Annotated in this window: 25 protein-coding genes and 1 pseudogene; 6 read left to right on the top strand and 20 right to left on the bottom strand. The window is 51.9% G+C overall.

All coding sequences use genetic code 11. From position 1 onward, the window contains the following. Together cysW and cysT are read right to left on the bottom strand one after the other, a co-directional pair. The gene (cysW, locus tag B4A77_RS11055; protein ID WP_073115762.1) at positions 1–843 is read right to left on the bottom strand and encodes a sulfate ABC transporter permease subunit CysW; all 843 of its coding nucleotides are present in this window, start codon (positions 841–843) and stop codon (positions 1–3) included. After that, positions 843–1,673, bottom strand: coding sequence for a sulfate ABC transporter permease subunit CysT (cysT, locus tag B4A77_RS11060; RefSeq protein ID WP_290740701.1), 831 nt, complete (start codon positions 1,671–1,673; stop codon positions 843–845). The genes cysW and cysT overlap by 1 nt, the downstream gene beginning before the upstream one ends. A 143-nt stretch (positions 1,674–1,816) precedes the next feature. On the opposite strand from cysT, the gene B4A77_RS11065 reads away from it, so the two are divergent. Continuing rightward, positions 1,817–2,392 (top strand): HD domain-containing protein, encoded by a 576-nt coding sequence (locus B4A77_RS11065; protein WP_290740704.1) that lies wholly within the window; start codon positions 1,817–1,819, stop codon positions 2,390–2,392. 115 nt (positions 2,393–2,507) lie between these two features. Here B4A77_RS11065 and B4A77_RS11070 read toward each other — a convergent pair whose 3' ends face one another. Beyond that, the gene (locus B4A77_RS11070) at positions 2,508–3,557 is read right to left on the bottom strand and encodes a sulfate ABC transporter substrate-binding protein (protein ID WP_290740707.1); all 1,050 of its coding nucleotides are present in this window, start codon (positions 3,555–3,557) and stop codon (positions 2,508–2,510) included. A 244-nt stretch (positions 3,558–3,801) separates the two neighbouring features. Here B4A77_RS11070 and B4A77_RS11075 point away from each other — a divergent pair, with 244 nt between their 5' ends. The 4 genes from B4A77_RS11075 to bioB are packed head-to-tail and all read left to right on the top strand — an operon-like array spanning position 3,802 to position 7,514. Beyond that, positions 3,802–4,341: a DUF6803 family protein gene (locus tag B4A77_RS11075; RefSeq protein ID WP_290740711.1), complete on the top strand. Its 540-nt coding sequence runs from the start codon at positions 3,802–3,804 to the stop codon at positions 4,339–4,341. A gap of 24 nt (positions 4,342–4,365) precedes the next feature. After that, positions 4,366–5,373: a DsrE/DsrF/DrsH-like family protein gene (locus B4A77_RS11080; protein ID WP_206674490.1), complete on the top strand. Its 1,008-nt coding sequence runs from the start codon at positions 4,366–4,368 to the stop codon at positions 5,371–5,373. Between the two features lie 14 nt (positions 5,374–5,387). Beyond that, positions 5,388–6,560, top strand: a complete 1,173-nt coding sequence (locus B4A77_RS11085; protein WP_290740715.1) for a MalY/PatB family protein — start codon at positions 5,388–5,390, stop codon at positions 6,558–6,560. Positions 6,561–6,563: 3 nt separating this feature from the next. Continuing rightward, a complete protein-coding gene (gene bioB / locus B4A77_RS11090; protein ID WP_290740718.1) occupies positions 6,564–7,514 on the top strand; it encodes a biotin synthase BioB in 951 nt (316 codons plus the stop codon). Here the strand turns inward: bioB and pdxT are convergent. After that, complete coding sequence (pdxT, locus tag B4A77_RS11095; RefSeq protein WP_290740721.1) at positions 7,503–8,102, bottom strand: pyridoxal 5'-phosphate synthase glutaminase subunit PdxT; 600 nt, start codon at positions 8,100–8,102, stop codon at positions 7,503–7,505. The two genes, bioB and pdxT, sit on opposite strands and share 12 nt — an antisense overlap. Then, positions 8,102–8,980: a pyridoxal 5'-phosphate synthase lyase subunit PdxS gene (gene pdxS / locus B4A77_RS11100; RefSeq protein WP_290740723.1), complete on the bottom strand. Its 879-nt coding sequence runs from the start codon at positions 8,978–8,980 to the stop codon at positions 8,102–8,104. The genes pdxT and pdxS overlap by 1 nt, the downstream gene beginning before the upstream one ends. 139 nt (positions 8,981–9,119) lie before the next feature. Between pdxS and B4A77_RS11105 the strand changes: the two genes are divergently transcribed. Continuing rightward, positions 9,120–10,544: a PLP-dependent aminotransferase family protein gene (locus B4A77_RS11105; RefSeq protein WP_290740726.1), complete on the top strand. Its 1,425-nt coding sequence runs from the start codon at positions 9,120–9,122 to the stop codon at positions 10,542–10,544. 85 nt (positions 10,545–10,629) lie between these two features. Here B4A77_RS11105 and B4A77_RS12860 read toward each other — a convergent pair. From B4A77_RS12860 to B4A77_RS11175, 15 genes and pseudogenes are all read right to left on the bottom strand, one after another. After that, positions 10,630–10,719: pseudogene (locus B4A77_RS12860) on the bottom strand (hypothetical protein); the annotation flags it as partial. Between the two features lie 97 nt (positions 10,720–10,816). Beyond that, positions 10,817–11,896, bottom strand: a complete 1,080-nt coding sequence (locus tag B4A77_RS11110) for a hypothetical protein (RefSeq protein WP_290729081.1) — start codon at positions 11,894–11,896, stop codon at positions 10,817–10,819. Between the two features lie 147 nt (positions 11,897–12,043). After that, positions 12,044–13,729: a sulfate adenylyltransferase subunit 1 gene (locus tag B4A77_RS11115; RefSeq protein WP_290740729.1), complete on the bottom strand. Its 1,686-nt coding sequence runs from the start codon at positions 13,727–13,729 to the stop codon at positions 12,044–12,046. Then, positions 13,729–14,628 (bottom strand): sulfate adenylyltransferase subunit CysD, encoded by a 900-nt coding sequence (cysD, locus tag B4A77_RS11120; RefSeq protein ID WP_290740732.1) that lies wholly within the window; start codon positions 14,626–14,628, stop codon positions 13,729–13,731. The genes B4A77_RS11115 and cysD overlap by 1 nt, the downstream gene beginning before the upstream one ends. 58 nt (positions 14,629–14,686) lie before the next feature. Then, a complete protein-coding gene (locus B4A77_RS11125) occupies positions 14,687–15,013 on the bottom strand; it encodes a 4Fe-4S dicluster domain-containing protein (RefSeq protein WP_290740735.1) in 327 nt (108 codons plus the stop codon). Further along, a complete protein-coding gene (locus B4A77_RS11130; protein ID WP_290740738.1) occupies positions 14,997–16,718 on the bottom strand; it encodes an adenylyl-sulfate reductase subunit alpha in 1,722 nt (573 codons plus the stop codon). The genes B4A77_RS11125 and B4A77_RS11130 overlap by 17 nt, the downstream gene beginning before the upstream one ends. A 261-nt stretch (positions 16,719–16,979) precedes the next feature. Further along, the gene (ilvC, locus tag B4A77_RS11135) at positions 16,980–18,458 is read right to left on the bottom strand and encodes a ketol-acid reductoisomerase (protein ID WP_173382941.1); all 1,479 of its coding nucleotides are present in this window, start codon (positions 18,456–18,458) and stop codon (positions 16,980–16,982) included. Positions 18,459–18,877: 419 nt separating this feature from the next. Continuing rightward, entirely contained in the window at positions 18,878–19,870 is a 993-nt protein-coding gene (locus B4A77_RS11140; protein ID WP_290740742.1) for a fibrobacter succinogenes major paralogous domain-containing protein, read from the bottom strand. A 227-nt stretch (positions 19,871–20,097) separates the two neighbouring features. Continuing rightward, positions 20,098–21,192: a fibrobacter succinogenes major paralogous domain-containing protein gene (locus B4A77_RS11145; RefSeq protein WP_290740745.1), complete on the bottom strand. Its 1,095-nt coding sequence runs from the start codon at positions 21,190–21,192 to the stop codon at positions 20,098–20,100. Between the two features lie 100 nt (positions 21,193–21,292). Further along, positions 21,293–21,535: a DUF2442 domain-containing protein gene (locus B4A77_RS11150; protein WP_290740748.1), complete on the bottom strand. Its 243-nt coding sequence runs from the start codon at positions 21,533–21,535 to the stop codon at positions 21,293–21,295. After that, positions 21,532–22,149 carry a PIN domain-containing protein gene (locus B4A77_RS11155; RefSeq protein WP_290740751.1) on the bottom strand — a complete coding sequence of 206 codons (618 nt, stop codon included), beginning with the start codon at positions 22,147–22,149 and terminating at the stop codon, positions 21,532–21,534. The genes B4A77_RS11150 and B4A77_RS11155 overlap by 4 nt, the downstream gene beginning before the upstream one ends. Next, the gene (locus B4A77_RS11160; protein ID WP_173348386.1) at positions 22,146–22,451 is read right to left on the bottom strand and encodes a type II toxin-antitoxin system RelB/DinJ family antitoxin; all 306 of its coding nucleotides are present in this window, start codon (positions 22,449–22,451) and stop codon (positions 22,146–22,148) included. Before B4A77_RS11160 ends, B4A77_RS11155 begins: the two co-directional genes overlap by 4 nt. A 289-nt stretch (positions 22,452–22,740) precedes the next feature. Beyond that, on the bottom strand, positions 22,741–23,337 hold the full coding sequence (locus tag B4A77_RS11165) for an alpha/beta hydrolase (RefSeq protein ID WP_290740755.1): 597 nt from the start codon (positions 23,335–23,337) through the stop codon (positions 22,741–22,743). 6 nt (positions 23,338–23,343) lie between these two features. After that, positions 23,344–24,519: a fibrobacter succinogenes major paralogous domain-containing protein gene (locus B4A77_RS11170; protein ID WP_290740758.1), complete on the bottom strand. Its 1,176-nt coding sequence runs from the start codon at positions 24,517–24,519 to the stop codon at positions 23,344–23,346. A 484-nt stretch (positions 24,520–25,003) separates the two neighbouring features. Beyond that, the gene (locus tag B4A77_RS11175; protein WP_290740761.1) at positions 25,004–25,714 is read right to left on the bottom strand and encodes an SDR family oxidoreductase; all 711 of its coding nucleotides are present in this window, start codon (positions 25,712–25,714) and stop codon (positions 25,004–25,006) included. Positions 25,715–25,778: the final 64 nt, after the last annotated feature.

Consider the following 25,778-nt stretch of genomic DNA (forward strand, 5'->3'; position numbering starts at 1 on the left):
CTATTTCTTTCTTCCCTTATGTTCAATGACGCTTCTTGCCACCAGAATGAGAATGGCAAGCATCACCAGTATCGACGCCACCGCAAACGCAGGCACGTACTGGAACTCGTTAAAAAGGATTTCCACATGGAGCGGGAGCGTGTTGGTCTTTCCGCGCAAGTGGCCCGAAATGACAGACACCGCACCGAATTCGCCCATGGCACGCGCCGCGCAGAGCACCACGCCATAAAGGAACGCCCACTTAATATGCGGGAAGGTGATGCGCCTGAAAATCGTAAAACCTTTCGCACCCATCAGCGCCGCCGCCTCTTCCTCGTCGGTTCCCTGCGATTCCAGCACCGGAATCAATTCACGCGAAATGAACGGGAACGTCACGAAAATCGTCGCGAGCACAATTCCCGGCACAGCAAAGACAATCTTGATGTCGGCATCCTGCAACAGCGGGAAAATCGGGCTCTGACGGCCGAACGTGAGCAAGAAAATCAGGCCTGCGATAATCGGCGAAACCGTCACCGGCAAGTCAATGAGCGTCGCGAGAATCTTTTTCCCCTTGAACTTGAACTTCGTAAGGCTCCAGGCGGCACACAAGCCAAAGACCGTGTTGATGGCGACTGCAAAGAACGAAGCCTCCAGCGTCAAAAGAATCGCCTTGATGGTGTAATCGTCGCTAACCGCCTTGCTGTACACCGCAAAGCCCTGCTTAAAGGCCTCGGTAATTACCGTAATCAGCGGGAGAATAAGCATCAGGAAGACGAAAAGCAGGCTTATGCCAATCAGCGAATACCTGACCAGCTTAGAACCCTTCGTATCGCGATGTAGCCCGCTCTGCGTAACTGCACTCATTAGCTACCTCCCTTGAGAATCTTGGCGTTCCTGTTCTGCACCACGTTCACCAGGAACAGCGTAATGAACGACGCCACCAGCATCACGAGGGCGATCGTCGTCGCGCTGGAATAGTCGTATTCCTGAAGTTCCGACATGATGATGAGCGGTGCGATTTCGGTTTCGAAGGGCATGTTGCCAGCGATAAACACGACACTACCGTATTCGCCGAGGCAGCGCCCGAAAGCGAGCCCGAACCCCGTAAAGATGGCGGGAATCAGTTCCGGCAATATTACCTTCCAGAAAATCCGCGTGCGACTTGCGCCCAGCACCCCAGCAGCCTCTTCGTAGGCGGGGTCCAGTTTTTCGAGCACCGGCTGCACCGCGCGTACCACGAACGGGATGCCGATAAACACCAGCGCCACCGTGATGCCGATGCGCGTAAACGCAATCTTGATGCCGAAATTCGCAAAAAAGCCGCCTACAAGGCCCGTATCCGAAGTGAGCGCCGTAAGCGCGATGCCCGCCACCGCCGTAGGGAGCGCAAACGGGAGCTCAATCGTTCCATCTACGATGCGCTTGAGCGGGAACGTGTAACGCACCAGCACCCAGGCGAGAACCACGCCCATCACCGCGTTGATAAGCGATGCGATAAAAGCCGTCAAGAAACTCACTTTAAAACTGGACAGCACGCGCGGCCGCGTGATGACATCGATAATCTCGCTTGCACTCATCTGGGCCGAAAACACGACCAGCGAGGCAAGCGGAATCAACACCACCACGCTCAAAATCGCCAGGGTCACCCCTGTTGTAAGGCCGAAGCCCGGTATGACAACACTCTTTCTTTTCATAAGCGTCGCCAAATATAGAACGGGATTTCACGCGTGTCCAATACTTAATAATTATGCTGAATTATCAATTTTTTCTATAACAAACAGGGTGTAACCGACATGCGAAAATATTTATATTACCACTGAAAATTTGGAGGCATTAGATGAGCTTGACACTTGAACGCGCAAAAGAAATCAACAAGGGCCACGTAACCGAAGAATCGCTGGTCATCCATTCCCTCAACGTATGCTATGCCATGGGCGCGATGGCCAAGCACTTCGGCGAAGACGTGGAACATTGGCAGGCCGTGGGCTACCTGCACGATTACGACTACCAGGAATTTCCCGAAGAACACCTGCAGCACACCGAAAAGGAACTGCTCGCGCAGGGCGTCTCCGAAGAAGACGTGCGTGCCATTTTGGCGCACGGTTTTGAAATCGTGAACCAGGTGGAACCCAAGACCAACATGGAAAAGAGCCTGTTCACCGTGGACGAACTCACCGGAATCATCCAGGCCTGCGCGAGAATGCGCCCCAACGGCATTCTGGACCTCGAAGTGAAAAGCTTCGTGAAGAAGTTCAAGGACAAGAAATTCGCCGCCAAATGCAATCGCGACTACATTTTGAAAGGCTGCACCCTGCTCGGCATGGACGTGAAGGATGTTGCTGCCATCTGCATCGAGGGCATGCGTGAACACGCCGCCGAAATCGGATTGGCGGGGAACGCCGGGGCTCAATAAAGGAATAAAACTTAAAATATCAAAAAATCCCCGCTCCGGAGAGCAGGGATTTTCGCTATGACAATTTGGCTCTAGATTCTATCGCCTCTTCGAGGCTCCAGAGTGACAACCTGGCTTACTTCTTTTCGTAAATCTGGTCAAAGATGCCGCCGTTGGAGAAGTGCGTTCCCTGCGCCTTGTCCCAACCGCCGAAGTGCTCGATAGAAATCAAGTTCACGTTCTGGTCGAATTCCTTGTACTGGTCGAGAATGGCCTTGTTGGAGGGGCGGTAATGGTTCTTCGCTGCAATGTGCTGGCCGTCGTCGCTGTAGAGGTAGTTTAGGTACTCGGTGGCAAGTTCGCGGGTGCCGCGTTTGTCGACCACCTTGTCCACGATGGCAACGGAAGGTTCAGCCAGAATGCTGATGCTCGGGATTACGATTTCATAGTCGTTCGGGTAGTCCTTGAGCGCGAGGAAGGCTTCGTTTTCCCATGCGAGAAGCACGTCGCCCTGGCCGTTTTCGATAAAGGTGGTGGTAGAGCCGCGAGCACCGGAAGCGAGCACGAGCACGTTCTGGAACAGTTTCTTGATGAAGTCCTTGACCTTGACCTCGTCATTGTTGTACTGCTTTTCGGCCCATGCCCAGGCGGCGAGGTAGTTCCAGCGTGCGCCACCGGAAGTTTTCGGGTTCGGCGTGATGATGCCAATGCCCGGCTTCACGAGGTCACCCCAGTCCTTCAGGTTCTTCGGGTTGCCCTTGCGGACCAGGAACACGATGGTAGATGTATACGGGGAGCTGTTCAGCGGGAATTCCTTGACCCAGCCGTTTTCGATGAGGCCCGCGTCGCGCACGGCATTCACGTCGAATTCAAGGGCGAGCGTCACCACGTCGGCTTCGAGACCGTTGGCCACTTCCAGGGCCTGCTTGCCGGAACCGCCGTGAGATTGCGTGATTTCCACTTCGCCACCGGTCTTTTCTTTCCAGTGCTTCTTGAACACTTCGTTGTAGTTGGCGTAGAGTTCGCGGGTCGGGTCGTAAGACACGTTGGTGAGCGTCTGCTTTTCGACCTTCTTGGCGGATGCTTCGCTCTTCTGTTCGTCAGAAGAAGAGCATGCGCTAAACCCGATAGTTCCCGCAATCAGGAGACTTGCCGCAACGGCGGACTTGACAAAATTCTGATTCATTCTTATACCTCGCTTGTTTATTGTTTTTGTTTGTTGTTTTTTTGTGCGCCGAAATATAGAACCCGTTTTTGCCATTGTCCAATACTTAATTCTTATGCGGTATTATCGGATTTTTTTATAAGTATCGAACGCAAAATAGCCTTTTGCTATCGGCAGGTATAAGAAAATAGTATAGCACCGGATATTGCGCCACGTAAACCCGATTTGTATTTTATAGTATCACCCCAAAATTCAAGAGGTCAATATGTATTCTACCCACTATATGGATTTGCTCATGCAAAATTCCCCGTGGAACCTAATTTACTTTATGGCAATCCCGGTAGTGCTTGCCGAAACGGTTGCCATTACGGAATTGCTCTTGCCTTTTGCGGATAAACGAAGTAACCTAGTAAAAAAGATAAACCGTGTCTGCGGAATTTTGGGCGGAATCGCCTTTGTTATCATCGCCATTTACTTTATTCCAAATATCGTCGTGCCGCTCGCATCTAACGGCGAATTCCGCACCTGGGTCGATGCCGTTGCCATCGGTTCCTACGTGATTGCCGCCGTCCCCATGATTTTGCTGGCTTTGCTCAATGTGCGCGTATTGTGGCGAAAGGCTAGCGAAGCGCAACGTTCACTTGTCCGCATTCTGCTGTTGGCGGCGTTCCTCGTATTCTCTCATATCGCCATGATTTTTGGCATGGTGGATCCGGGCATTGCCGGCTATTCCCCCGACAAGGCGACCTCTGCGGTATCAGCCCCTGCGGTAGAGATGGACCACCATCATCACCACCATCACTAAATACTTTTATACACAACAAAGAAAATGTCCGAAGTCAAAAAATTCCTTGCAAAAGATTTCTACACGGTCAATGCTCAAAATTCGACACTGCTCGATGTCCGCGAACCCAGCGAATCCATCGTACGCCCTGTAAATGGTGCGCTGCAGGTTCCGTTCTTTGAACTGTCCAAGAAGATAGACAGCCTCCCGAAGGACAAGCCCGTTTACGTGTTCTGTTCTACGGGAGACCGTTCCGAAGAGGTCGCTGAAATCCTCGCCGACCGCGATTACGACGTGTACAATGTGGAAGGCGGGCTTGACGCCGTCCCGAAAATTCACTATGTGGATGCTAAGGGCCTCAAGTGCCCAGGCCCAATCGTGAAGGTGGACGAAGCGGTCAAAAGTGTATCCGTCGGCGAAGAAGTCCAGGTGGAAGCGACCGAGAAAGCGTTCTTTTCGGATGTGGATGTCTGGTGCCAGCGAACCGGCAATGAATTGAAATCGCTTTCCGAAAAAGACGGCGTAATCTATGCGACCATCGTAAAGCGTGACGCGCCCCAATCTCTCGAAAAAAGGGATTTTGAGCATGGCAAGACGTTTGTCGTTTTCAGCGGCGATTTGGACAAGGCGATAGCCTCTTTCATTATGGCGAACGGAGCTGCCGCCATGGGACGCCCGGTTACCATGTTCTTCACCTTCTGGGGAGTAAGCATTTTGCGCAGGCCCGAAAAGGTGCGCGTCAAGAAATCGCTCATCGGAAAAATGTTTGGATTCATGATGCCCCGCGGTTCCAAGAAACTCGGACTTTCGCGCATGAACTTTGGCGGAATCGGCGCAAAGATGATTCGCGCGGTCATGAAGCAGAACGGTGTTTCTTCGCTAGAAGAACTGATTGAAAGCGCAAGGCAGAAGGGCGTGAAGTTTGTCGCCTGCCAGATGTCGATGGAACTCATGGGAATCACAGCCGAAGAGTTGATTGACGGTGTGGAACTTGGCGGTGTTGCGACCATGCTCGGTTCCACTGAAAAATCCGACTTGACCTATTTTATTTAGGCGAAGCATGCATTATGTATGATTTCGATACCGTCATAGACCGTCGAAATGACGATTCTATAAAATGGAATGTCGCCGAAAACGAGCTCCCCATGTGGGTGGCGGATATGGATTTCCGGACTGCGCCCGAAATTCTGGAGGCTCTCCGAAATCGCCTGGAACTTGGCATCTTTGGTTATACGGACATTCCCGATTCGTGGTATAAAGCCTACATTGACTGGTGGGAAAGACGGCACGGCCTTAAAATGGAACAGAAAAACCTGTTTTTCTCTACGGGAGTCGTCTATTCTATCTCGGCAATTCTCAAGCATCTGGCGGCCGCAAACGAAAAGGTCGTGGTGCAATCGCCCGTTTACAACAACTTCTATAATTGCATAGAAGACGCTGGGCTTCGCGTGGCAGAAAATCGCCTTTTGTACAAGGGCGGAACCTACTCCATTGATTTTGCGGACTTGGAAGAAAAATTCGCCGACCCGCAAACAAGCCTGATGATTCTTTGCAATCCCCACAACCCAATCAGTAAAATCTGGAGCGTAGAAGACCTGGCAACGATTGGCGAACTAGCCAAAAAATATAACGTGACCGTCATTGCAGACGAAATTCATTGCGACATTACGAGACCGGGAACGCGCTATACGCCTTTTGCCGCCGTGTCGGAGGTCTGCCGCGAAGTGAGCATCACCTGCATCGCGCCGACAAAGACTTTCAACTTGGCCGGGCTCCATACATCGGCAGTGTATGTGCTGAATCCTGCTTTGCGGAGAAAGGTTCGACATGCACTGCACGCAGACAAGTTTAGCGCACCAAATTCTTTTGCGACAGTGGCTACCGTCGCCGCCTTTGAGCAAGGCGAAAAATGGCTTGATAGCCTGCGTGAGTACGTTTTTGAAAACCAGAAACTCGTCGAAAACTTTTTAGCAAAAGAACTTCCGGAGATTTCTGCCGTGAAGGGCGACGCCACCTACCTCGTGTGGCTTGATATTTCATCATTGAAAGATACGGGAAGGAATGTTGCCGCCTATTTAAGGCGAAAGACGGGCCTGTTCCTTATCGGAGGCGATGCCTATGGTTCTGGCGGAGAACATTTTTTGAGAATGAACATAGCCTGTCCCAGAAGCGTTTGCCTTGACGGGTTGAATCGCCTTAAGCAGGGCGTAAAATCCTTTGAAACTGAAAATTTAGGATAAATTATGTCTTTGACACGAGAAGAAGCTCTTAAAATTTTGAATGCGAACGCAGATTCGGTGCCGAACTTGATTGAACAGGCATATCAGTTGCGTACCAAGTACAAAGGCAACCGCGTAAGCATTCAGTTGCTCACCAATGTCCGCAGCGGAAACTGTACGCAGAACTGCGCGTATTGCGCCCAGTCGCGCGACTCCGAGGCACCTATTGAAAAGTACCGCTATGTAGAGGATAAAAAACTCTATGGCGACAACGACCTCGTTGACGAAATGCATTTGGCGAGACACTGCATCGGGCTCAGCGGCATCCGTTTTGCGGACGATGACATCGAAAAACTTGCCGAACGCATCCGCAAGATGAAAAAGAACGACACGCAAATCTGTTGTTCCATCGGGTTCCTGACCGAAAAGCAGGCGTTGATTCTTAAAGAGGCAGGCCTCAACCGCATCAATCACAACCTGAACAGCAGCCGTCGTTTTTACCCGAGCATCTGCACCACGCACACTTACCAGGAACGAATCGACAACCTGAAAATGCTGAAAGGCCTCGGCTTCGAAATCTGCTCCGGCGGCATCATCGGCATGGGTGAAACGCCCGAAGATGTCGTCGATATGCTTTTCGAACTGCTTGAAATCAATCCGGATTCGGTGCCCATCAATTTCTTGTTGCCGGTAGAAGGCACGCGCCTAGCGAAGCGTGATATTTCGGCGCTGACGCCCGAATACTGCATCAAGGTGCTTTGCCTTGCGCGCCTGATGCTCCCGAAATCGGATATCCGCTGCGCCGCCGGTCGCGAAGTGTATTTCAAGGGGCACGAGAAGACGCTCTTCAAAATCGCTGATTCTATTTTTGCCTCGGGCTACCTCACCGAAGGCGGCCAGAGCCTCGAAGAAACGTTCCGCACCATCGAGGCGGCGGGCTTCACCTGGCAAGTAGAAAGCGAATCATCCCACTAACTTCAAGAAATACCGGTGAATGCTCGTGTCGCTATTAAGTTCCGGGTGAAACGAAAGTGCAATCTGGTTCTTGTAGCGAACGGCAACGATTTGCTCGGGAGCATCTGCAGTATTTGAACTTGCCGTACGCGAAAGGACTTCGACGCCTTTGCCGACTGATTCAAAGAAGGGCGCGCGAATAAAGGTCTGCGGAACTTTTCCGACGTGCGCGACTTCGTTTTCCGTAAAGAAACTGCCAAGCTGCCTTCCGTAAGCATTCCTGCGAATAATGGCGGGGAGTGTCGCGAAATGCGCCTTGTTTTCGCCTGCAATTTTTTCGGCAAGGAGGATTGCGCCGGCACATGTTGCAAGCACAGGCAGGCCTTCGACAATCTTTTTTCGAAGAGGCTCGAAAAGCCCCAAATCGTGGAGCAGCTTCCCTTGCACGGTGCTTTCGCCACCGGGGAGTACGAGACCGTCTAAATGGCGGTCAAGGTCGCGTAACTGCCTGATTTCAAATACTTCGGCACCCAGCGATTTGAGGATGCGTTCATGTTCAATGAACGCCCCCTGCACCGCGAGTACGCCAATTTGCGGTCTAATTCCCATTACTTTCCCCTTTCGGCCATCAGCAACGCGATTTCCTGTTCGTTGATACCGACCATGGCTTCACCCAAGTCTTCAGAGAGCTTGGCGATAAGCTTTGCATCGGTGTAATTGGTAACTGCCTGCACAATGGCTGCGGCACGCTTGGCGGGGTTGCCGGACTTGAAGATTCCGGAGCCTACGAAAACGCCTTCGGCACCGAGTTGCATCATGAGGGCGGCATCGGCGGGGGTGGCAACACCACCGGCAGCGAAGTTCACCACGGGGAGTTTCTTGTTGTCGTGAACGAAGCGCACCAGGTCGTACGACACCTGGAGTTCCTTGGCACGGTTATAGAGCTCGTCTTCGCGCATGCTCGAAATGCGGGCGATTTCCTGGTTCATTAGGCGCATGTGTCGTACGGCCTGGACGATGTCGCCCGTACCCAGCTCCCCCTTAGTACGGATCATCGATGCGCCTTCTTCGATACGGCGCAGCGCTTCGCCTAAGTCCTTCGCGCCACAGACGAACGGAACGTCAAATTCGCGCTTGTTGATGTGAAAAATGTCATCGGCAGGAGAAAGCACTTCGCTTTCGTCAATGTAGTCAATCTCGATAGCCTGCAAAATCTGCGCTTCGGCAAAGTGGCCAATACGGCATTTGGCCATGACCGGGATAGAGACAGCATCCTGAATGCCCTTGATCATCTTGGGGTCGCTCATGCGCGATACACCGCCCGCGGCACGGATGTCGGCAGGAATGCGTTCCAGGGCCATCACGGCGGCGGCACCTGCGGCTTCGGCGATTTTGGCCTGTTCGGGGGTTGTCACATCCATAATGACACCGCCTTTGAGCATCTGGGCAAGATTCTTATTGAGTTCGTAACGATTCTGGTCAGCCATGTAAATCTCCTTGAAAGTGATTGTTTTGTTTACGGCGCTTAATTTAAAACATTCGCTTGACCTGCACAATATTCAGTTTTTTACTATTTTTATAAGGTCAGTTAAATATCAGATTAGCAATACTAATAAGGTCAGTTTCATGTTCACTTACGATATGTCCAAGGCGGGAGCAAACAGCCTCTACCATTACCTTTACCAATGCATCAAAAAAGATATCGTAGGCGGAAACGTCCTTGCCGAAGAGCAACTCCCTTCCAAACGTAATCTTGCGCAGAATCTTGGCATTAGCGTCGTGACGGTTGAAAATGCTTACGCCCAGCTCCTCGCCGAAGGCTACATTTACTCGCTCCCTAAAAAAGGCTTCTTTGTTGTAGACATAAATGCTGCGGTTAACGCGCAAGTCCATCGGAACCGCAAGAAACCCCGCACGCGCAGGCTCCGCGCAGAACTCACCGACGAGTCAGAACATATCAACCCGAAATATATCGCTGATTTCGCAAGCAACGGTTCCGATATCGAGGCGTTCCCCTTTACCACTTGGGCAAAAATCACTCGCGAGGTCCTTTGCGAAAGGCAGAACGATTTGTTGCAAGTTTCTCCGGGAATGGGTTCGCTGGAACTTCGCCGAGCCATCGCTCGCATGCTCCGCGAATTCAGAAATATCCAGGTGTCGCCAGAACAGATTGTCATTGGTGCCGGGACTGATTACCTTTATGGCTTGCTAGTACAATTGCTCGGATTTGACAAGTGCTATGGCGTAGAAGACCCTGGTTGGAGCAAAATATCGAAGCTGTATAGCCAATACGGCGTCAAAGTTCGTCACGTCCCTATTCTGAACGATAACTTTGTGGACTCGGTCGCAGATTTCGGCGTTGACGTGATGCATATTTCCCCTGCCCATCATTTTCCGACAGGAAAGGTGATGCCCATTGGCGAGCGTTACCGCCTGCTCAGCTGGGCTACTGAATCGCCGAGACGCTACATTGTAGAAGATGATTATGACAGCGAATTTCGCATGACGGGAAAGCCTATTCCTGCGTTGCAAAACATCGATGTTTCTGAGAAGGTGATTTACCTGAATACATTCTCCAAAACGATGACATCTGCGATTAGGCTTAGTTATATGGTGCTCCCGCCGCATCTTGTCGAAAAATTTCATCAGAAACTTTCGTTCTACTCTTGTTCCGTATCGAATCTGGACCAGTACGTCATGGCTAAATTCATCGACTTGGGGTATTACGAGACGCACATCAACCGCATGCGTAACCTTTACCGCGCCAAGCGCGACGCGCTGCTATCGGCAATAAGAAAAAGCAGGCTTTCAAGCGTTGTTCGCATTTATGAAGAAGATGCCGGTCTGCACTTTATTTTGGAAGCGTCGATAAAATGTTCTGATTCCGATTTTTGCAGACAGCTGCGCCAAAAAGGCGTTAACATCAAGGCCCTTTCGGAATACTATTTCGAAGCGCAGCCCTCTGTGCACAAGTTCGTCATTAACTATTCCTCGGTGGATAAGAGGAATGTGCAAAAGGCGGTGCAGGCTTTCGCATTGCTCTGTAAGTAAAAAACGCCCTTGGCGTTTGATAACGTCGAGGACGTGTTTTGCGAGTCGAGATGCAAAAGCGACTTACTTTTCGTTGCGCAGTTTCTTTGCGGAGCGGCAGCTTTTCGCGGAGGGCGGCTTCGTCAATCTGGATAATGCGAATGCCGTTCTTTTCGAGGTCAAGGACTTCGTCGCGCTACGCCAAAGCCTACATTGCAGCCCTTTTAAGGCATTGCAAATAAAAAAAAGGCCCCCGGCGCGGGTTACGCCAGGGGAAGGTTTTGGAGATGTAATTACTGGATGCTTGCGGTAAAGCGGGCAGCAATGGCAACATCAGAGAGTTCCTTTTCGCTGTAGGCGCTCAACTGAATTTTGCTGTGCTTGCCGAATTTCTTGATGAGGCTCACCGTCCAGGCGAGTTCATCGGCACCGGCCTGGATTTCGTCACGGTCGCCAACGTATTCAAGTTCCGCATAGAGGCTGTTCAAGATGCCCGCAGTCGGGATTTCCACACCCACGAAGAACGGAACGTAGTCGGTACCCTGGGCGTATTCAGACTTGATGGCATTTGCTGCCGAGAGGTTTTCGCCGTCACCCGTGGTGATGTAGGCAACTTCGCCGTAGAGGCCGAGATTCTTCGCGAAATAGTAGCTTGCTCGGCCTGCAATGCGGTGCGAGACTTCTGCCGTGTGCTGAATCGGGTCGAGAAGGTTTCCACGGTAGGCGGCGCTGATTTTCGCATCGCCGAGTTTCACGGTTTCTTCGGCGCGGAGGTAACCGGTATCGAACTTGTTATCGTATGTACCGAGCAACAGGCTGAAGCTAGAAATTCCCTTGTCAAAGCCGAAGCCGAGAGCGTCGTGCTGGTAATCGCGGGCAAGGAAACCGCGCTTGTTCAGGTGCACGTCCACGTAGGTACCGAAGTTACCGGCAACAGTCCAGTCCGTACGGAAGCGACCGAATTGCGCGCTGAAATCACCGAAATCAGTATTCCACTTGTACTTGGCGTAGTAGGTATCGGCGCTGATCTTGTCGAAGCTGAAGTTCTTGCCGTCACCGTCCTTGACCTTGTTGCCAAAGACCGGAGAGAAGATACGAATGTTGATTACCGCCTCGAAATCGCCGGAAGTGAACTTTCCGCCGATGTTTGCACGCAAGAAGGAATTGTCGAGCGTGTTGTCGGCATCGTTATCGTAAACGGCCTTGATGGCCTGCGCCTGCACGTTTCCGGTGAGTTTGAAAGCGGGTTCCTCTTTCGCTTTTTCGGGCGCGGCAGCTTCTGCCTTCGGGGCTTCCTGGGCGAAAACGTTGGAGGCGAAAAGGGAAGTCGTAATGACCGCAGCGGCGGCGAGCTTTGCAAAATTCTGGTTCATTCTTAAACTCCTTGGTTATGGTTATTGTTTTGTTTTTTTGTGCGCACAAATATAGAAGGGGTTTTTCGCATTGTCCAATACTTTAATTTTATGCGGAGTTATCGGTTTTTGCTATAAAAAAAGGTCCCCGCTAGGGGACCTTATATTTTACTTTATCACAACCTTCCTGTACGTGTCAAAAACTGTCCACTTCTTGAAGAATTCCTCACGGTCAATTTCACCCGCTTCGGCGTATTCGCGAAGCAAACGAGACACATCCTCGTCGGAGTGGACCTTGATTTCAAAGCCACGTCCGTTAATGACCGGGAAACCGTCGTAAAGGTACGCATCTGCTTCCGTGATTTCGGAAATGCGCCTATCGCGCACCTTCACGGCAACGCTGTCACGCAAAATGATAATGTCGAAATCATCGGGATAGCGGTAGCTCTCCCCCACTGTCGGAATTTCGTCACCTACGGTGTAGTGCTGCCTTACGGGCTGTTGCTTCACCACAGAGAGTGTCGCCGTATCGTAGAAGAACTCTTCGAAGATTTCTCCGCGACCATGGCGTTCGCCTTGCACGAATTCGGCCTTTTCGCCTGCAGCAATCAGCCTTTCGTAAAGGCCTTCCACAACACCACATGCCGATGTCGCATGGGTCACGCGATCAATCAAAATCAGTTCGCCCAAAGTCTTGTGCTTTTCGAAAAGGTCCACGACAATGGCTTCAGCAAACACAATCTCGACTACGGCAATGCCGTTCTTTTCAAGCGCATCGGAATTGATATGTTTTCCGTTATTAATATCTACGGAATAATCAATTTTATTTATGATTCCAGGAATCGTCTTCGTTCCGAGTTTCACAAGGAAGTCCTTGCCGAGCGAAAGCGGTTCATCGTCCATCCACAAAAGCGACGCCTTGATTTTCTTGTAACTGCCGATGTCCACGTCTTTCGCCAGCACGCAACCTCTAGACACGTCCACCTCGCGATCAAGCGATATGGTGACAGGTTCACCGGCGTGAGCCTCTTCCACATTCCTGTCGCCGCGCAGGATTCCCTTGACAGTCGCCTTCTCGTTGCTCGGAAGGCTCGTAAGCGTATCGCCCACATGGATTGCGCCCGCTTCGATTTGCCCCTGGAACCCGCGGAAAGTGCGATCCGGGCGGCACACGCGTTGCACGGGCAGGTAGAAACCTGCTTCAGTTTGTGCGTCGTCGATATCAATGGTTTCGAGATAATCCAGGAGGGCCTTGCCCGAGTACCAGGCGATATTATTGGATTTCTCGGTCACATTGTCGCCTTCAGTAGCCGAAAGCGGAATCACGTAGACGCTGTGGAGCGAAAGTTCTGCCGCAAGTTCGTTGATTTGCGCGAGAATTTCTTCGAAACGTTCCTTGCTGTAACCAACAAGATCCATCTTGTTGACCGCAAAGACAAAGTAACGGATGCCCATGAGCTTGCAGATGCGGGCATGTCTGCGGGTCTGTACCAGCACGCCCTGCGAAGCATCCACGAGAATCACGGAGAGGTCCGCAAACGAGGCGCCCACCGCCATGTTGCGGGTGTATTCCTCGTGCCCCGGGGTGTCAGCCACAATAAAGCTGCGTCGATCCGTCGTAAAATAGCGATACGCCACGTCAATGGTAATGCCCTGTTCGCGTTCCGCCATCAGGCCGTCCAGCAAAAGGGAATAGTCAATCTTTCCGCTGCGGCTGCCCACCTTGCTGTCGAGTTCCAGAGCCTTTTCCTGGTCGGCGTAAAGCAACTTGGAATCGTAAAGAATGTGCCCGATGAGCGTTGATTTTCCATCGTCCACGCTACCGCATGTAATAAATTTCAACAAGCCTTTCATTAGAAATATCCCTCCCTCTTGCGGCGTTCCATGCTGCCCGCGGCTTCGTTGTCAATCACGCGGGAAGTGCGTTCCGAAGATACCGCGCTCAAGGTTTCGTCAATGATTTCGTCAAGTGTGGTGGCAGTTGATTCGATGCCGCCCGTAAGCGGGTAGCAACCGAGCGTGCGGAAACGTACCGACTTGATTTCGGGCGTTTCGCCTTCCCGCAGCGGGAAGCGTTCGTCATCCACCATGATGATGTTGCCGTCGCGCACCACGACCGGGCGCGGGGCTGCAAAGTACAGCGGGACAATGTCAATCTTTTCGCGCTTGATATACTGCCAGATGTCCTTTTCGGTCCAGTTCGAAATCGGAAACACGCGGATGCTTTCGCCCTTGTTAATCTTGGTATTGTAAAGTTTCCACATTTCGGGACGCTGATTTTTCGGGTCCCAGGCGTGTGCTGAATTGCGGAACGAGAAAATACGTTCTTTTGCGCGGGACTTTTCCTCGTCGCGGCGACCACCGCCAAATGCGGCGGTAAAACCGTACTTGTTGAGAGCCTGCTTCAGGGCCTGCGTCTTCATGATGTCGGTGAATGCTGCGCCGTGGTCAAACGGGTTGATTCCCTGCTTGACGCCATCCTGGTTGATGTATTCCAGCATCTCGATGCCGAGCTTTTGCGCCGTGCGGTCGCGAAACTCAATCATCTCGCGGAACTTCCACGTGGTGTTCACGTGCAAGAACGGGAAAGGCGGCTTTTCGGGGTAGAAGGCCTTCATGGCCAAATGCAACATGACTGAACTGTCCTTGCCGATAGAATAGAGCATCACCGGCTTCTCGCATTCTGCAGCGACTTCGCGGATGATGTAAATTGCTTCGGCTTCCAGCTCGTCGAGGTGTGAAAATTCGCTCAAATTAAATCTCCATTAAGATTCCGGGCCAAGCCCGGAATGACGATTGTTGTGAATTCTTTTAATACTTGTTCGATTCCTTGGGGTCGATGTCAATGGTTCTGACGCTTCCGTCATTCAGTTCAAAAAACCACCGCACGATATCGTTCTTTTCGCCCTTGACTTTTTCGGTATGCACCTTGCAGCCCTTGCCACCGATGTCTTCGCCGAGAAAGAAACTGATGGCGTGAACAGGGCATTCCTTGATGCACGATGTGCAACCCCAGCAGTCCTTGGGGTACTTGATAAACGCATTCTTGTTTTCGTTTATCTTGATTAACGTGCCGGGGCAAACATCGTGGCAGCGCCCGCACCCGATGCACTTGCCTTGATCAATGATGATGCTCATAGTTCCTTTGCCCTTCTGTGGTGAGTTCGCGCAAGATGATTTTAATTTGTCCGTTTTCGAGACGGGAATTCACGTACTTGCGGAAACGTTCGTTGTCTTTTTCGGGATAGTCGGTGTTTTCGGCGAAGCTGTGCCAACGGGTTTCGTGACGTGCGGCCAGGTGCGCAATCACGCTCTTGCAGACCGTCAGGCGTTCCTTGAGTTCGTAGATGTACATGACTTCTTGCAAGTCGGCGGCATGCAAGTCGCCCACGCGGGCCTCGATTTTCTCGATTTCCTTGAGGGCAATCGCTAGTTGATTTTCGCTATAACGATAGCCCGTCTTGATACCGCCTGCATAAGCGTCCATAGCCGCCTGCATTGCTTCTTCAAGACTTTCAGCGGTGTCCGCGCCGTTCTTGTTATTGAGGAACTTCTCGATTTCTGCGACATGTTCTGCAACCTCCTCTTCCAAAATTTTCCCCAGCGGGTTCACGCCCGGCGCGTCAGTTCCCTGAGCTTGCCGAAGGGCCGACAAACTCTCTATATATTCCGCCGCGCTCTTTGCTGCAATCTCGCCTTCGGCAAGCGCGCCCGTCACGTACTTTTGCGGAGCGCCACCGGCAACATCGCCCGCGGCATAGAGACCTTCAATAGTCGTCGCGCGCTTGGTATCCACCCAGTAACCGCTTGCGGTGTGGCCGCCCACGATGTAGGGTTCCGTACCTTCGATTTCCACATTCGCCTTCGACGGCGTGTCGTTTTCAATCCAGCGAATCGTCTGCGATGGAGCCATGTTCAGGTAAGCCTTCAAAAGCGATTCTTCCTGCTCGGGCGTAATCCCGACGGTGCGCAGGTAGCACGGCCCGCGGCCTTCCAGATTTTCGGCCACCGTCCCGTAAACGCGTTCGGAGGTAGAAATCCCGTACTTGGTCTCGTAAACTTCTCCAAGCGTATTCACCTGCTTCGCACCCACGCCCTGCGCAAGCGTCCCCGTCGGGGCAATCGTATCCTTGCAACGGAGCGCTATGAACCGCATTTCGAACGTGGTCATCTCGGCACCGTGACGGATACCCATGGCATAACCCGCACCCGTATTGAACGGCGGGTACCACATCTTGTGCCGCGAAAATCCCGGATTGTTCGGGCGGTAAAGCCCGGCGGCACCACCCGTTGCGACAATCACCGCGCGCGCCTCGATGGCGTAAAAAGTATCGTTCTCTATCCCGAAACCAAACGCACCGTCAATCCTGTTGTCGTGAACGGAAAAATCGAAAATGTTCACGTGGTTCAGCACCTGAACGTTCGGCGCCTTCGCGACTGCCGCAGCCAGAATCGGCTTGATGTTCTCGCCGTTGATTTTGATGTTGCGGTTCCCGCGCGTCACATACTTGCCGTCTTTGTCCTTCAAGATGACCAGGCCCAGCTTTTCCAAGTGCGCCGTGACTTCGTTAAACCTCTCGGAGATGGAATAGAGCAAATCCTCGCGCACGATTCCGTCGGCGTCCTTCTTCGCGTATTCCACATAATCCCTAGGCGTGCGACCCTCGGTAATGTAGGCATTCAGCGCGTTCACGCCCGCCGCGAGGCAGCCGCTCCGCTTGATATTCGCCTTTTCAACGACGAGTATCTTGAGGCCGGCGCCAGCGACAGTAATAGCCGCATAACAGCCGGCCGTCCCGCCGCCTATAATCAGCAAATCCGTTTTAAGCCGTTCTATCTTCACAGCATCTCCGTACAACTTTAGGTGCTGCCAAATATAGAACGCGATTTTCACCCCGTCCAATACAATGTTTTTATGCGGAGTTATCGAATTTTTCTATAAGAAAAGCCCATCGGGCGTTCCCGACAGGCTTTTGAAAATGTTCATTACAGCCAGTTTTACACTTCTTTCCGAAAGCTTGGATAAGCGAGTATAGCGAGGCCGCAGATCCCGAAGCTGTACAACTAGTACAGCGAGAGGGTCGAGAACGAAGCTAGACGAAGCTTAGACAACTTTCGTCATGCCGGACATGCGTTCGCGCAGCCAAGCACCGACTTCTTCCACCGGATGCTGACGGATGCTCTTGTTCACCTTGATGAGTTCTTCGTTATCCACAGCGGTGGTCTTGCCTTCGCCGTAGATAGCGCCGATGTCGTCCTTCTTCACTTCGTTCTTCATGAAGTCGGCGAGCAGAGGCACGCACTTGTTGGCGAACAGGTAGCAACCGTATTCGGCGGTATCGCTGATCACGCGGTTCATTTCGTACAACTTCTTACGAGCGATGAGGTTCGCGATAAGCGGAGTTTCGTGGAGGGATTCGTAGTAGGCGCTCATCGGCTTGATGCCCACGGAGCACATGGTTTCGAATGCGAGTTCCACACCGGCCTTGATCATAGCGGTCATGAGAACGCCGCGGTCGAAGTATTCCTGTTCGGTGATCACCTTGTCAGTAGCTTCGACCTTTTCGAATTCGAGTTCGCCCGTTTCGCCACGCCACTTGAGGAGGTCCTTGTCGCCGGCTTCCCAGTCAACCATCATGGTGCTGGAGAACTTGCCAGAGATGATGTTGTCCTGGTGTTCGCAGTAGAGCGGCTTCATGATCTTCTTCATCTTTTCGGCGAGTTCCGTGGCGCGGATCTTGGCCGGGTTGGAGAGACGGTCCATCATGTTGGTGATGCCACCGTGCTTCAGGGCTTCGGAAATCGTTTCCCAGCCGTACTGGAGCAGCTTGACCGCGTAAGCCGGTTCAACGCCGAAATCCTTCACCATCTTGTCGTAGCAGAGGATCGTGCCGGTCTGGAGCATACCGCAAAGGATGGTCTGTTCGCCCATGAGGTCGGACTTCACTTCGGCAACGAAAGAGCTTTCGAGAACGCCCGGACGGTCGGCATGGAGGCCAGCGGCGTAAGCCTTGGCGTAGTCCCAACCCTTACCTTCGGGGTCGTTTTCCGGGTGCACAGCGATAAGGCAAGGCATACCGAAACCGCGAACGTATTCGCTACGGACTTCGGAACCCGGGCCCTTCGGGGCGACCATGATCACAGTGATGTCCTTGCGGATTTCCTGGCCTTCTTCAACGATGTTGAAACCGTGGCTGTAAGAGAGGGCGGCGCCCTTCTTCATGAGCTTCATGATGGCCGGGATCACGTTGTGGTGCTGCTTGTCCGGTGTGAGGTTGCAAACGAGGTCTGCATCCGGAATCATTTCTTCGTAGGTACCGACCTTGAAGCCGTTTTCAGTAGCGTTCTTCCAGGACTGGCGCTTCTGTTCAATGGCTTCCTTGCGGAGCGTGTAAGAGACGTCGAGGCCGCTATCGCGCAGGTCAAGACCCTGATGGAGACCCTGGGCACCGCAACCGACGAACACGATCTTCTTGCCCTTGAGGGCTTCAACACCACGGCTGAATTCAGAATGTTCCATGAAACGGCAGTGGCCAATTTCTTCGAGTTGGCGACGCATAGGGATAGAATTGAAATAATTCATTTTTTGAACCTCTGTTAATTAGAATGTTTCCGGGGGGAAAGATAGTAAATTAGACGAAAGACCGCTTCGCTGGTAGACGAAAGACGAAAGATTATAAGTTTTTTCCACGCAAAACGCCTTTTTTCCTCTTTCGCCTATAGTCTATAGGGCCAATGGCCCGTTCTTTCGTCTATAAAAGGGGGAAGCCTCCCCCTGATTGCAGCCTAGCCTTCTTGTCACCCTGGAGCGCAGCGATAGGGTCCAAGGCTAGTCTTCCATACACCCCCTCTGCGGGCTTCAGTCGCCAGCCCGCAACGCCCCGGCATTTCTCGCCTACAGTCATGCTGACGAAGGTCAGCATCAGCTTTTCAAGTCTTTCCGACCAAACAAAAAAGAACCCGTTCACAACAAATGAACGAATTCAAAATCCAGGACAAAAATCAGTCCTTGAGACAACGAACAGAAAACCCGTAGTTCTTATTGCCGTCGTACAGGGCCGCGTAGTCGTAGTTGTAGTACAAGAGCATGTAGTACGCGTAGTTGCTATTGTACTCCGTAGAACTCCAGAAGTACGCGTCGTAGCCCTCGTTGTCGTAATCCCCACCGTTGTACCTGTAGCCGGCAGGCAACGCCGAGAACCCGAAAGAATCCGTACCGTTGCCGCTTTCGCCTTCATCTTCATTCCAGCCGCTAGTGGACTTGAGAGCCGTACCGGCTGTGAAACTGCCGCCCACCGCCGAGAACAGCGTATTCCATTCCGTGGTGTCCGGCAGGTGCCAGCCCTCGGGGCAAATGCCGCGTATAGTACCGGTTGGTGAGCATTCCGAACCATAGCCGCAACCCTTGCCATTTGTGGTCCATGTGCCGACGCTGTCCATGGCTGCCGCCCAGGTGTACAGGCGACCGTACTTGGCACAGTTTTCGGGTTCGTTTTTATAGCACCAGCTAGTGGAATCGGAGGTGTAACCGCTATAGTTATAGGGAACGCCGGTGTAGGCATAGTTCAGGTTCTCCGCCATCCACACTTGGTCGCCGATGGTCACCGTCTTGTAGGTCTGGCCGTCGCGGGTATCGGTCAGGGTACCGTAATTGCAATCACCCCCTGGCAATGCGCTACAGGGAGACGCCTCGCCTGTAGCACCGCTCGACTTCGGCGTGACGCTGGAGGAAGACTTCGCTGAACTGCTCGACTTCGGCTGGTCGTAGGACCGGAACCACTCATCTCCGTCACATTCATAGTTCTCCCCGAGGTCGACCACATAGACCTTCTCGCCGATGACGTCCATGCTGCACTCGTAGGTTTCCAGCTCTGCCTTGTCGGCCACCTCGGCAGGCAAGCCACCGGACGGGCGCTGGATAAAAGAGTCGTCGTCGCTGCAGGCCACGAGCAGGGCCCCGGAAAAAAGGAACGCCAAGGACACTCTGTTTCGCATACGGGTTTCCTCCTGTTTTTTTTACAAAATAGCAATTAAGTTGACATTTCTCGGCACGGGACGCACTAGTTTATCCCGCATCGTCATGCCAATGGACACACTTGCCACTACGTGGCGACGGTGTGACGAGGGTTCCCGACTGCGGGTGCGGCGCCATGCGGGTGCATTGCCATGGACCCTATCGCCTTCGGCTCCAGGGTGACAGCGGGTGTGTGACGGTTGGCAACCTAGTCCTTGAGACAACGAACAGAACGCCCGTAGTCCTTATTGGTGTCGATCAGGTCCGCGTAGTCGCAGTAGTAGTACAAGTACATGCTGTACGCGTAGTTGCTATAGTACTCCGTAGAACTCCAGAAGATCGCGAAGTAGCCCTCGTTGCCGTAATTCCCACCGCTGTCCCTGATGCCGGCAGGCAACGCCGAGAACCCGAAAGCATCCGTGCCGTTACCGCTTTCGCCTTCATATTCGTTCCAGCCACTGGTGGACTTGAGGGCCGTACCGGCTCCATTCCAACGAGTAGTGTAATATTCGTCCTGCACTCCGTCCACTGCCGAGAACAAGGTCTCGAATTCAGTTTTGCTGGGCAGGTGCCAACCGCTGGGGCAAACGCCACGAACGGGATAAGTCGGAGAACAAGTCTTTTTGTAACCGCAGCCCTTGCCGTTTGTGGTCCATGTGCCGACGCTGTCCATGGCTGCCGACCAGGTGTACAGCCGGCCGTACTTGGAGCAGTAGCTAGCATCATCGCCGTAGCAGTAGCTATTCCCCGTCTCGTAGTTCAGGTTCTCCGCCATCCAGGTCTGGGTGCCAATGGTCACAGTCTTGTAGGTTTTGTCGTCGCGCAAATCTTTCAGCGTTTTTGCGGTTGCATCGTAAATGCTACCTGCGCTTATGTTTTCAGAAGAACTGCTTATTGCTCTGACTTCACTACTACTAGATTGCAGGGCTTCGCTTGAAGAGGATTGCTTCGTTTCGTCCGCTGTGACGCTGGATGAAGATGTAGCATCGTCATTCAAGGTCCAGTCGCCGTCTACGCACATGTAGGCGTTCTTTTCGTCCTTTATGTAGGCTGTCGCACCCTCGCGCTTGCTGCTGCAAACCGGCAAATCGTCAAAAGATTCCGCAACGATGTCGGAATCGGACACAGTATTGTCGCGTGGGGCAAAACTGCTGTCGTCATCCCCGCAGGCGGCAAACAACATCGCCATAATAAGCATAAATCCTATCGCCGCAATGCGGCTCCCACCTTGGTGGCCATGCGCACTAGGCAACAAGTTGCCAAGTGCTGTCCGCCAGGATGACAGCACAAGAAACTTCTTCATAAACGCCTCCAAACAATATTTATCTAAAGAAAATGTAATTTATTTTCACCCCAAAAAAGCAAAACAAGCCCAAAGCACCAACACAAAAGCCGCCCGCACATCACGAACGACTAAATTTTTCACCCGAAAAGAATCCCGAAAGTTCCAGGCCTTCGTCCAGATCGTCAAACCACACGCCATCGCAATCAACGCGGCAATTCTCCAACTGCTTTCGCGTAGCCTTCCTCAGCGGTTCGTAATCGCGGATGAGTTCACGCCCGATTCGGCCGTCTTTCAGTTCGACACAAACAGCGTCTTTCTCGACCCAAAGCCTTTTTACATCTTTTTCCGAAATCTCGTTCATCCGTTCGTTCCAAGCCGTTTCTTTCTCTCCGCACGGGCAGCCTTGATTTCGGCCTCGATTTCTTCTTCGGTCAGATTGTCCACCCCATTTTCATGAGCCTGACGCTGCGCCTCGTGCAAGGCGGCAAGCAAATTCAAACCATCTTGTTTCGTAGGAGTAGGATTGTAAGCTACCGTATTGTCATTCAACATAAGCGCACCCTTATTCAGTGTAATGACATTCATAAAATCACGGGGAGAAACAGCAAACCCACAATTTGGAAAGTGTTTCAAGTTTCCAGTCACAAGATAAGCACCTTTATCTTGATGAGCCCTAGCCACATCATAAAAAACAACATCATCGCTATCAGGGAGTTCTATATCAGATGGTTGAACCGGCTGATTTATCGCAGCGTGAACAATCGTTTGAACAATGCCATCAACAACATCCTGCTTTAACGAAAACTTCGAACGGGAAAGTACATCGCAGTATTCTCGAACAATGTTATCGTCAACCAAAGGAACAAACTTTCTTTCAACAACAGCCTTGAATACAGAATAGGGAACAGAAAACGCCCTTCCAAAAGCCAATGCTGCAGAAACCAAAACATTCGTATCAATTACGGCGTATATCATTTCTTTTTTCTTCTCTCCGCACGGGCAGCCTTGATTTCGGCCTCGATTTCTTCTTCGCTCAAGTTGTCAACGCCATGTTCATGGGCCTGTTTCTGCGCCTCATTGAGGTAATAAAGCAAATCATGCCCCTTATACGTCGGAGGTGTTCCCTTCACCTCAAACGGAATTCCGTTTTCGACAAGAGCACGCTTGAAAAAGATACGCACAGCCGTGGGTATATCCATCCCAAGGCTTTCAAACAGGTCGGAAACCTGCTTTTTCAAATCTTCTTCAATCCTTATTTGCAAAACCGACATCGGCATAGAGACCTCCTGCACTATCATATCAAAATATAGTCAAAATAACTGCAAAAAGCAATACTTTTGCATAGAATCACCATTTTTCGCCCCCCCCCTCACCAAAAAAATTATACCATTTGATATAATACCAAATGGTATAATTTATAAATCTAGGCCGAACTAATTGTAATTTAATATATCCAACACCCATCATTATTCATATCAATTTTGCAATAGTTTCTGCATTTTTCATACGAATAACGCAACAAAACTCACAATTTTTGCACCAATAAGGCTAAAATCGTGTTTTTTTTTAGCAATTTAGCATCCACTTGTCCAGAAAGGCCATCTGCTCGGCGGTGTGGAACCAGTGTTCGCCGCCATCCATCATGGTCAGGGGCGCACCGATTCTCTGGGCGAAATCGCGCATCGTATCTAGCGAGGTCAGGTTGTCGTTCGATCCGTACAGAATTTTTGTCGGAATGCTCCACTCAATCGGATTTTCACGCACATAGCACAGGTATTCCCACGAGAGCGTCTCGCCGAAATTCGTCGGCACGGTTTTCTTTTCACGAAGTTCCTTTTCGGAGACTCCCGCCCACATCATCATGTTGCAAATCAGCTTTTCCAAGTTGACCATCGGCGAAATAAAGTACGCCTGTTTGACGGGTTTATCGGCCAGCGCATTCATCGAGAAGAACGCCCCGATGCTATTTGCTATAAGAATCACTTCGCCGTAGCCCGCCGCGACAGAATCAAAATATACCGGAAATTCCTTCTTGGCATCCCACGGGGTTTCAGCCTTGTAATCAAACCCGAGAACATCGGCATCAGGGAATAAACCTTTATAATGCAGCGCCTCGTCGGCGTTCCCGCCCTTCCCGTGCACGTAAATGACAAGGCTTTTCATACCCGGCTAGTCCTTGAGGCAACGGACCGAGTAGGCATTGACCTTACTGCGGAAGGACAGGTACGCAAGGCCTCCGTCGTAGTCCAAGAACAAGTTGTACGCGTCGTCTTCATCGTCCTCGGTAGAACTCCAGAAGAACGCGCTGATGCCAGCCACGCCGATGTTGCCTTCGTAGACCCTGCCGGCAGGCAGCGCGGAAAAGCCCACGCCGTCCGTACCGTTGCCATTATGATACCAACCCGTCTGCGACTTGAGAACCTTGCCCGCATTGCTCTGACCACCCACCGCATCAAACAGAATTGCCCACTCGTCACTCGTGGGCAGGTGCCAGCCTTCGGGGCAAACGCCCTGCACCTTTGCCGGAATCGTACAGGTCTTGCCGTAACCGCAGTCCTGCGGATTGTCGGCATCGGTCGCCAGTTTCACCGAGTCAATCGCTGCCGCCCAAGTGTAAAGGCGTCCGGCCACGGCACAGTTTTTAGGTTCTTCATTGCACCAGGACCAATCGTATTTAGCATCGTCAGAACCACCCTGCCCTGGATCAAAGTTCAAGTTCTCGGCCATCCAGGTCTGGTCTCCTATCTTTACGGTCTTGTAGGTTTGTCCGTCGCGGGAGTCAGTCATGATGCCATAGGCAATATCCGGATTGAAGCGACATTCTTTGGGAATATCCCAATTCCACCTATCTTTTTCCCTTTCTTCTTCCAGAAGAGCCGAACAGTCCACATTGTCCTCGCTACTACTGGAACTTGACTCAGTTTCGCTAGAACTTGACTGCACATCAGCAGAACTGCTGGACACGCTTGTCGAGCTGGAGCTCGACTGCGGTGTGACGACTGAAGAAGACGACTCCGCGACGCTAGACGAGGACTCTGCCAAGCTACTACTGGATTCTTCGCTTGCGCTCAGAATGACGGATGAAGAACTACTCGACTTCACCGAACTCGACGAAGCATTGTCCATACTGCTGCTTGACGAACTTTCCGGTTCGCATAAAACCCAGTCACCTTGCTCACACCGTGCATAATAAGTAGGCGTGTAACCCATCGGCGAATGGGGAACCGAAAACACCATAAACCTCCACGATTGCACCTGACCTTCGTTTTCCGCATCGCATTCCCAATCGTCAGGAGCAACATAAAACTCATCACCTTCCCAATCGTCTGGAGCAGCACGAATCACATCACCTTCCGTTAGATTTTCCGGAGAAGTTGCAGAAGGTCCAGACCACTTACCATTTTCACATTTGTAAAAATCGGCATTGATTCTATACGTTCCATTCCAAGCGTCTAACGTTTCCCGGTACTGATACATTAAAAATTTACCCTCGTACTTTTTATCACAAGTACGATATTCCCCTGGATTAAAGGGTTCTTGCACAGAAGGAATTGAAGAAACCTCCTCCGAGGAACTTGAAGTGATTGCCTCAGAAGAAGAAGATTCTACACCTGGGTCATCATTCGGCCCTGCCGATGCAGACGAGCTATCGTCGTCGCCACACGCCGCGAGCGTTAGCGTCAAGGGCAATAAAAAAGCAGCTAGAGATTGCCACGTCGCCTTACGGCTCCTCGCAATGACGTTTCGCATAAGAACTCCTTCGCCTCAACGGCCTGTTATTTAATAGAAATATAACCTTTCCTACCCCACTTGTCCAGAAAGTGCGGCTTCACCCTTCAAATTTCCAGCCGCAGTCGTTGTGGTAAATCATTTGGCGGGTCATGCCGCCGTCGATGCAGATGTTTTCGCCGGTAATGAATCCGGCTTTTTCGCTTGCGAGGTAAAGCACCATGTTCGCGATGTCCAAGGGGTTCCCGACGCGGCCCGCAGGCTGCTGCGTAGCATCGGGGCCTTCGTAGGTCTTGAAATCCGTATCTATCCAGCCCGGCGAAATGGAATTCACGCGCACGTGGCCCGCAAAACTCACGGCCAGCGCATGGGTGAGGGCTGCAATCCCGCCCTTCGCCGCTGTATAGCTTTCTGTTTGCGGCTGGCTCATGCGGTCGCGACTCGAAGAAATGTTTATAATGCTCGCGCCCGACCCAAAATGCGGCGCGAAAAGTTTCGCGAGGTAGAACGGGGCCGTCACGCCGACCGCCAGCGCGTAGCTGAATTCCTCGTAACTGCACTCGTCAATGCCCTTCATCAGCGGGAGCGCATTGTTCACCAGCACATCCACGTGCCCGTACTTTTCGATAACGAACTGTGCGAATTTTTCGAGCACATCCTTCTTGGAGAGATCCCCCACAAAGCTGGGATTCTCGCGGATGTCGATATACGCGACCTTCGCGCCCTCTTTTTCGAATTCACTCACGACAGTAGCGCCGATTCCGTGCGCCCCGCCCGTCACCACGACCACTTTATTTTCAAACGATTTCATGAGTGTAAATATACCCTAAAACGCACCGAAGCGCACGCCTCCACTTGACGCACATGCCGCATTA

Source organism: Fibrobacter sp. UBA3718 (genome assembly GCF_002371935.1).
Classification (GTDB): domain Bacteria; phylum Fibrobacterota; class Fibrobacteria; order Fibrobacterales; family Fibrobacteraceae; genus Fibrobacter.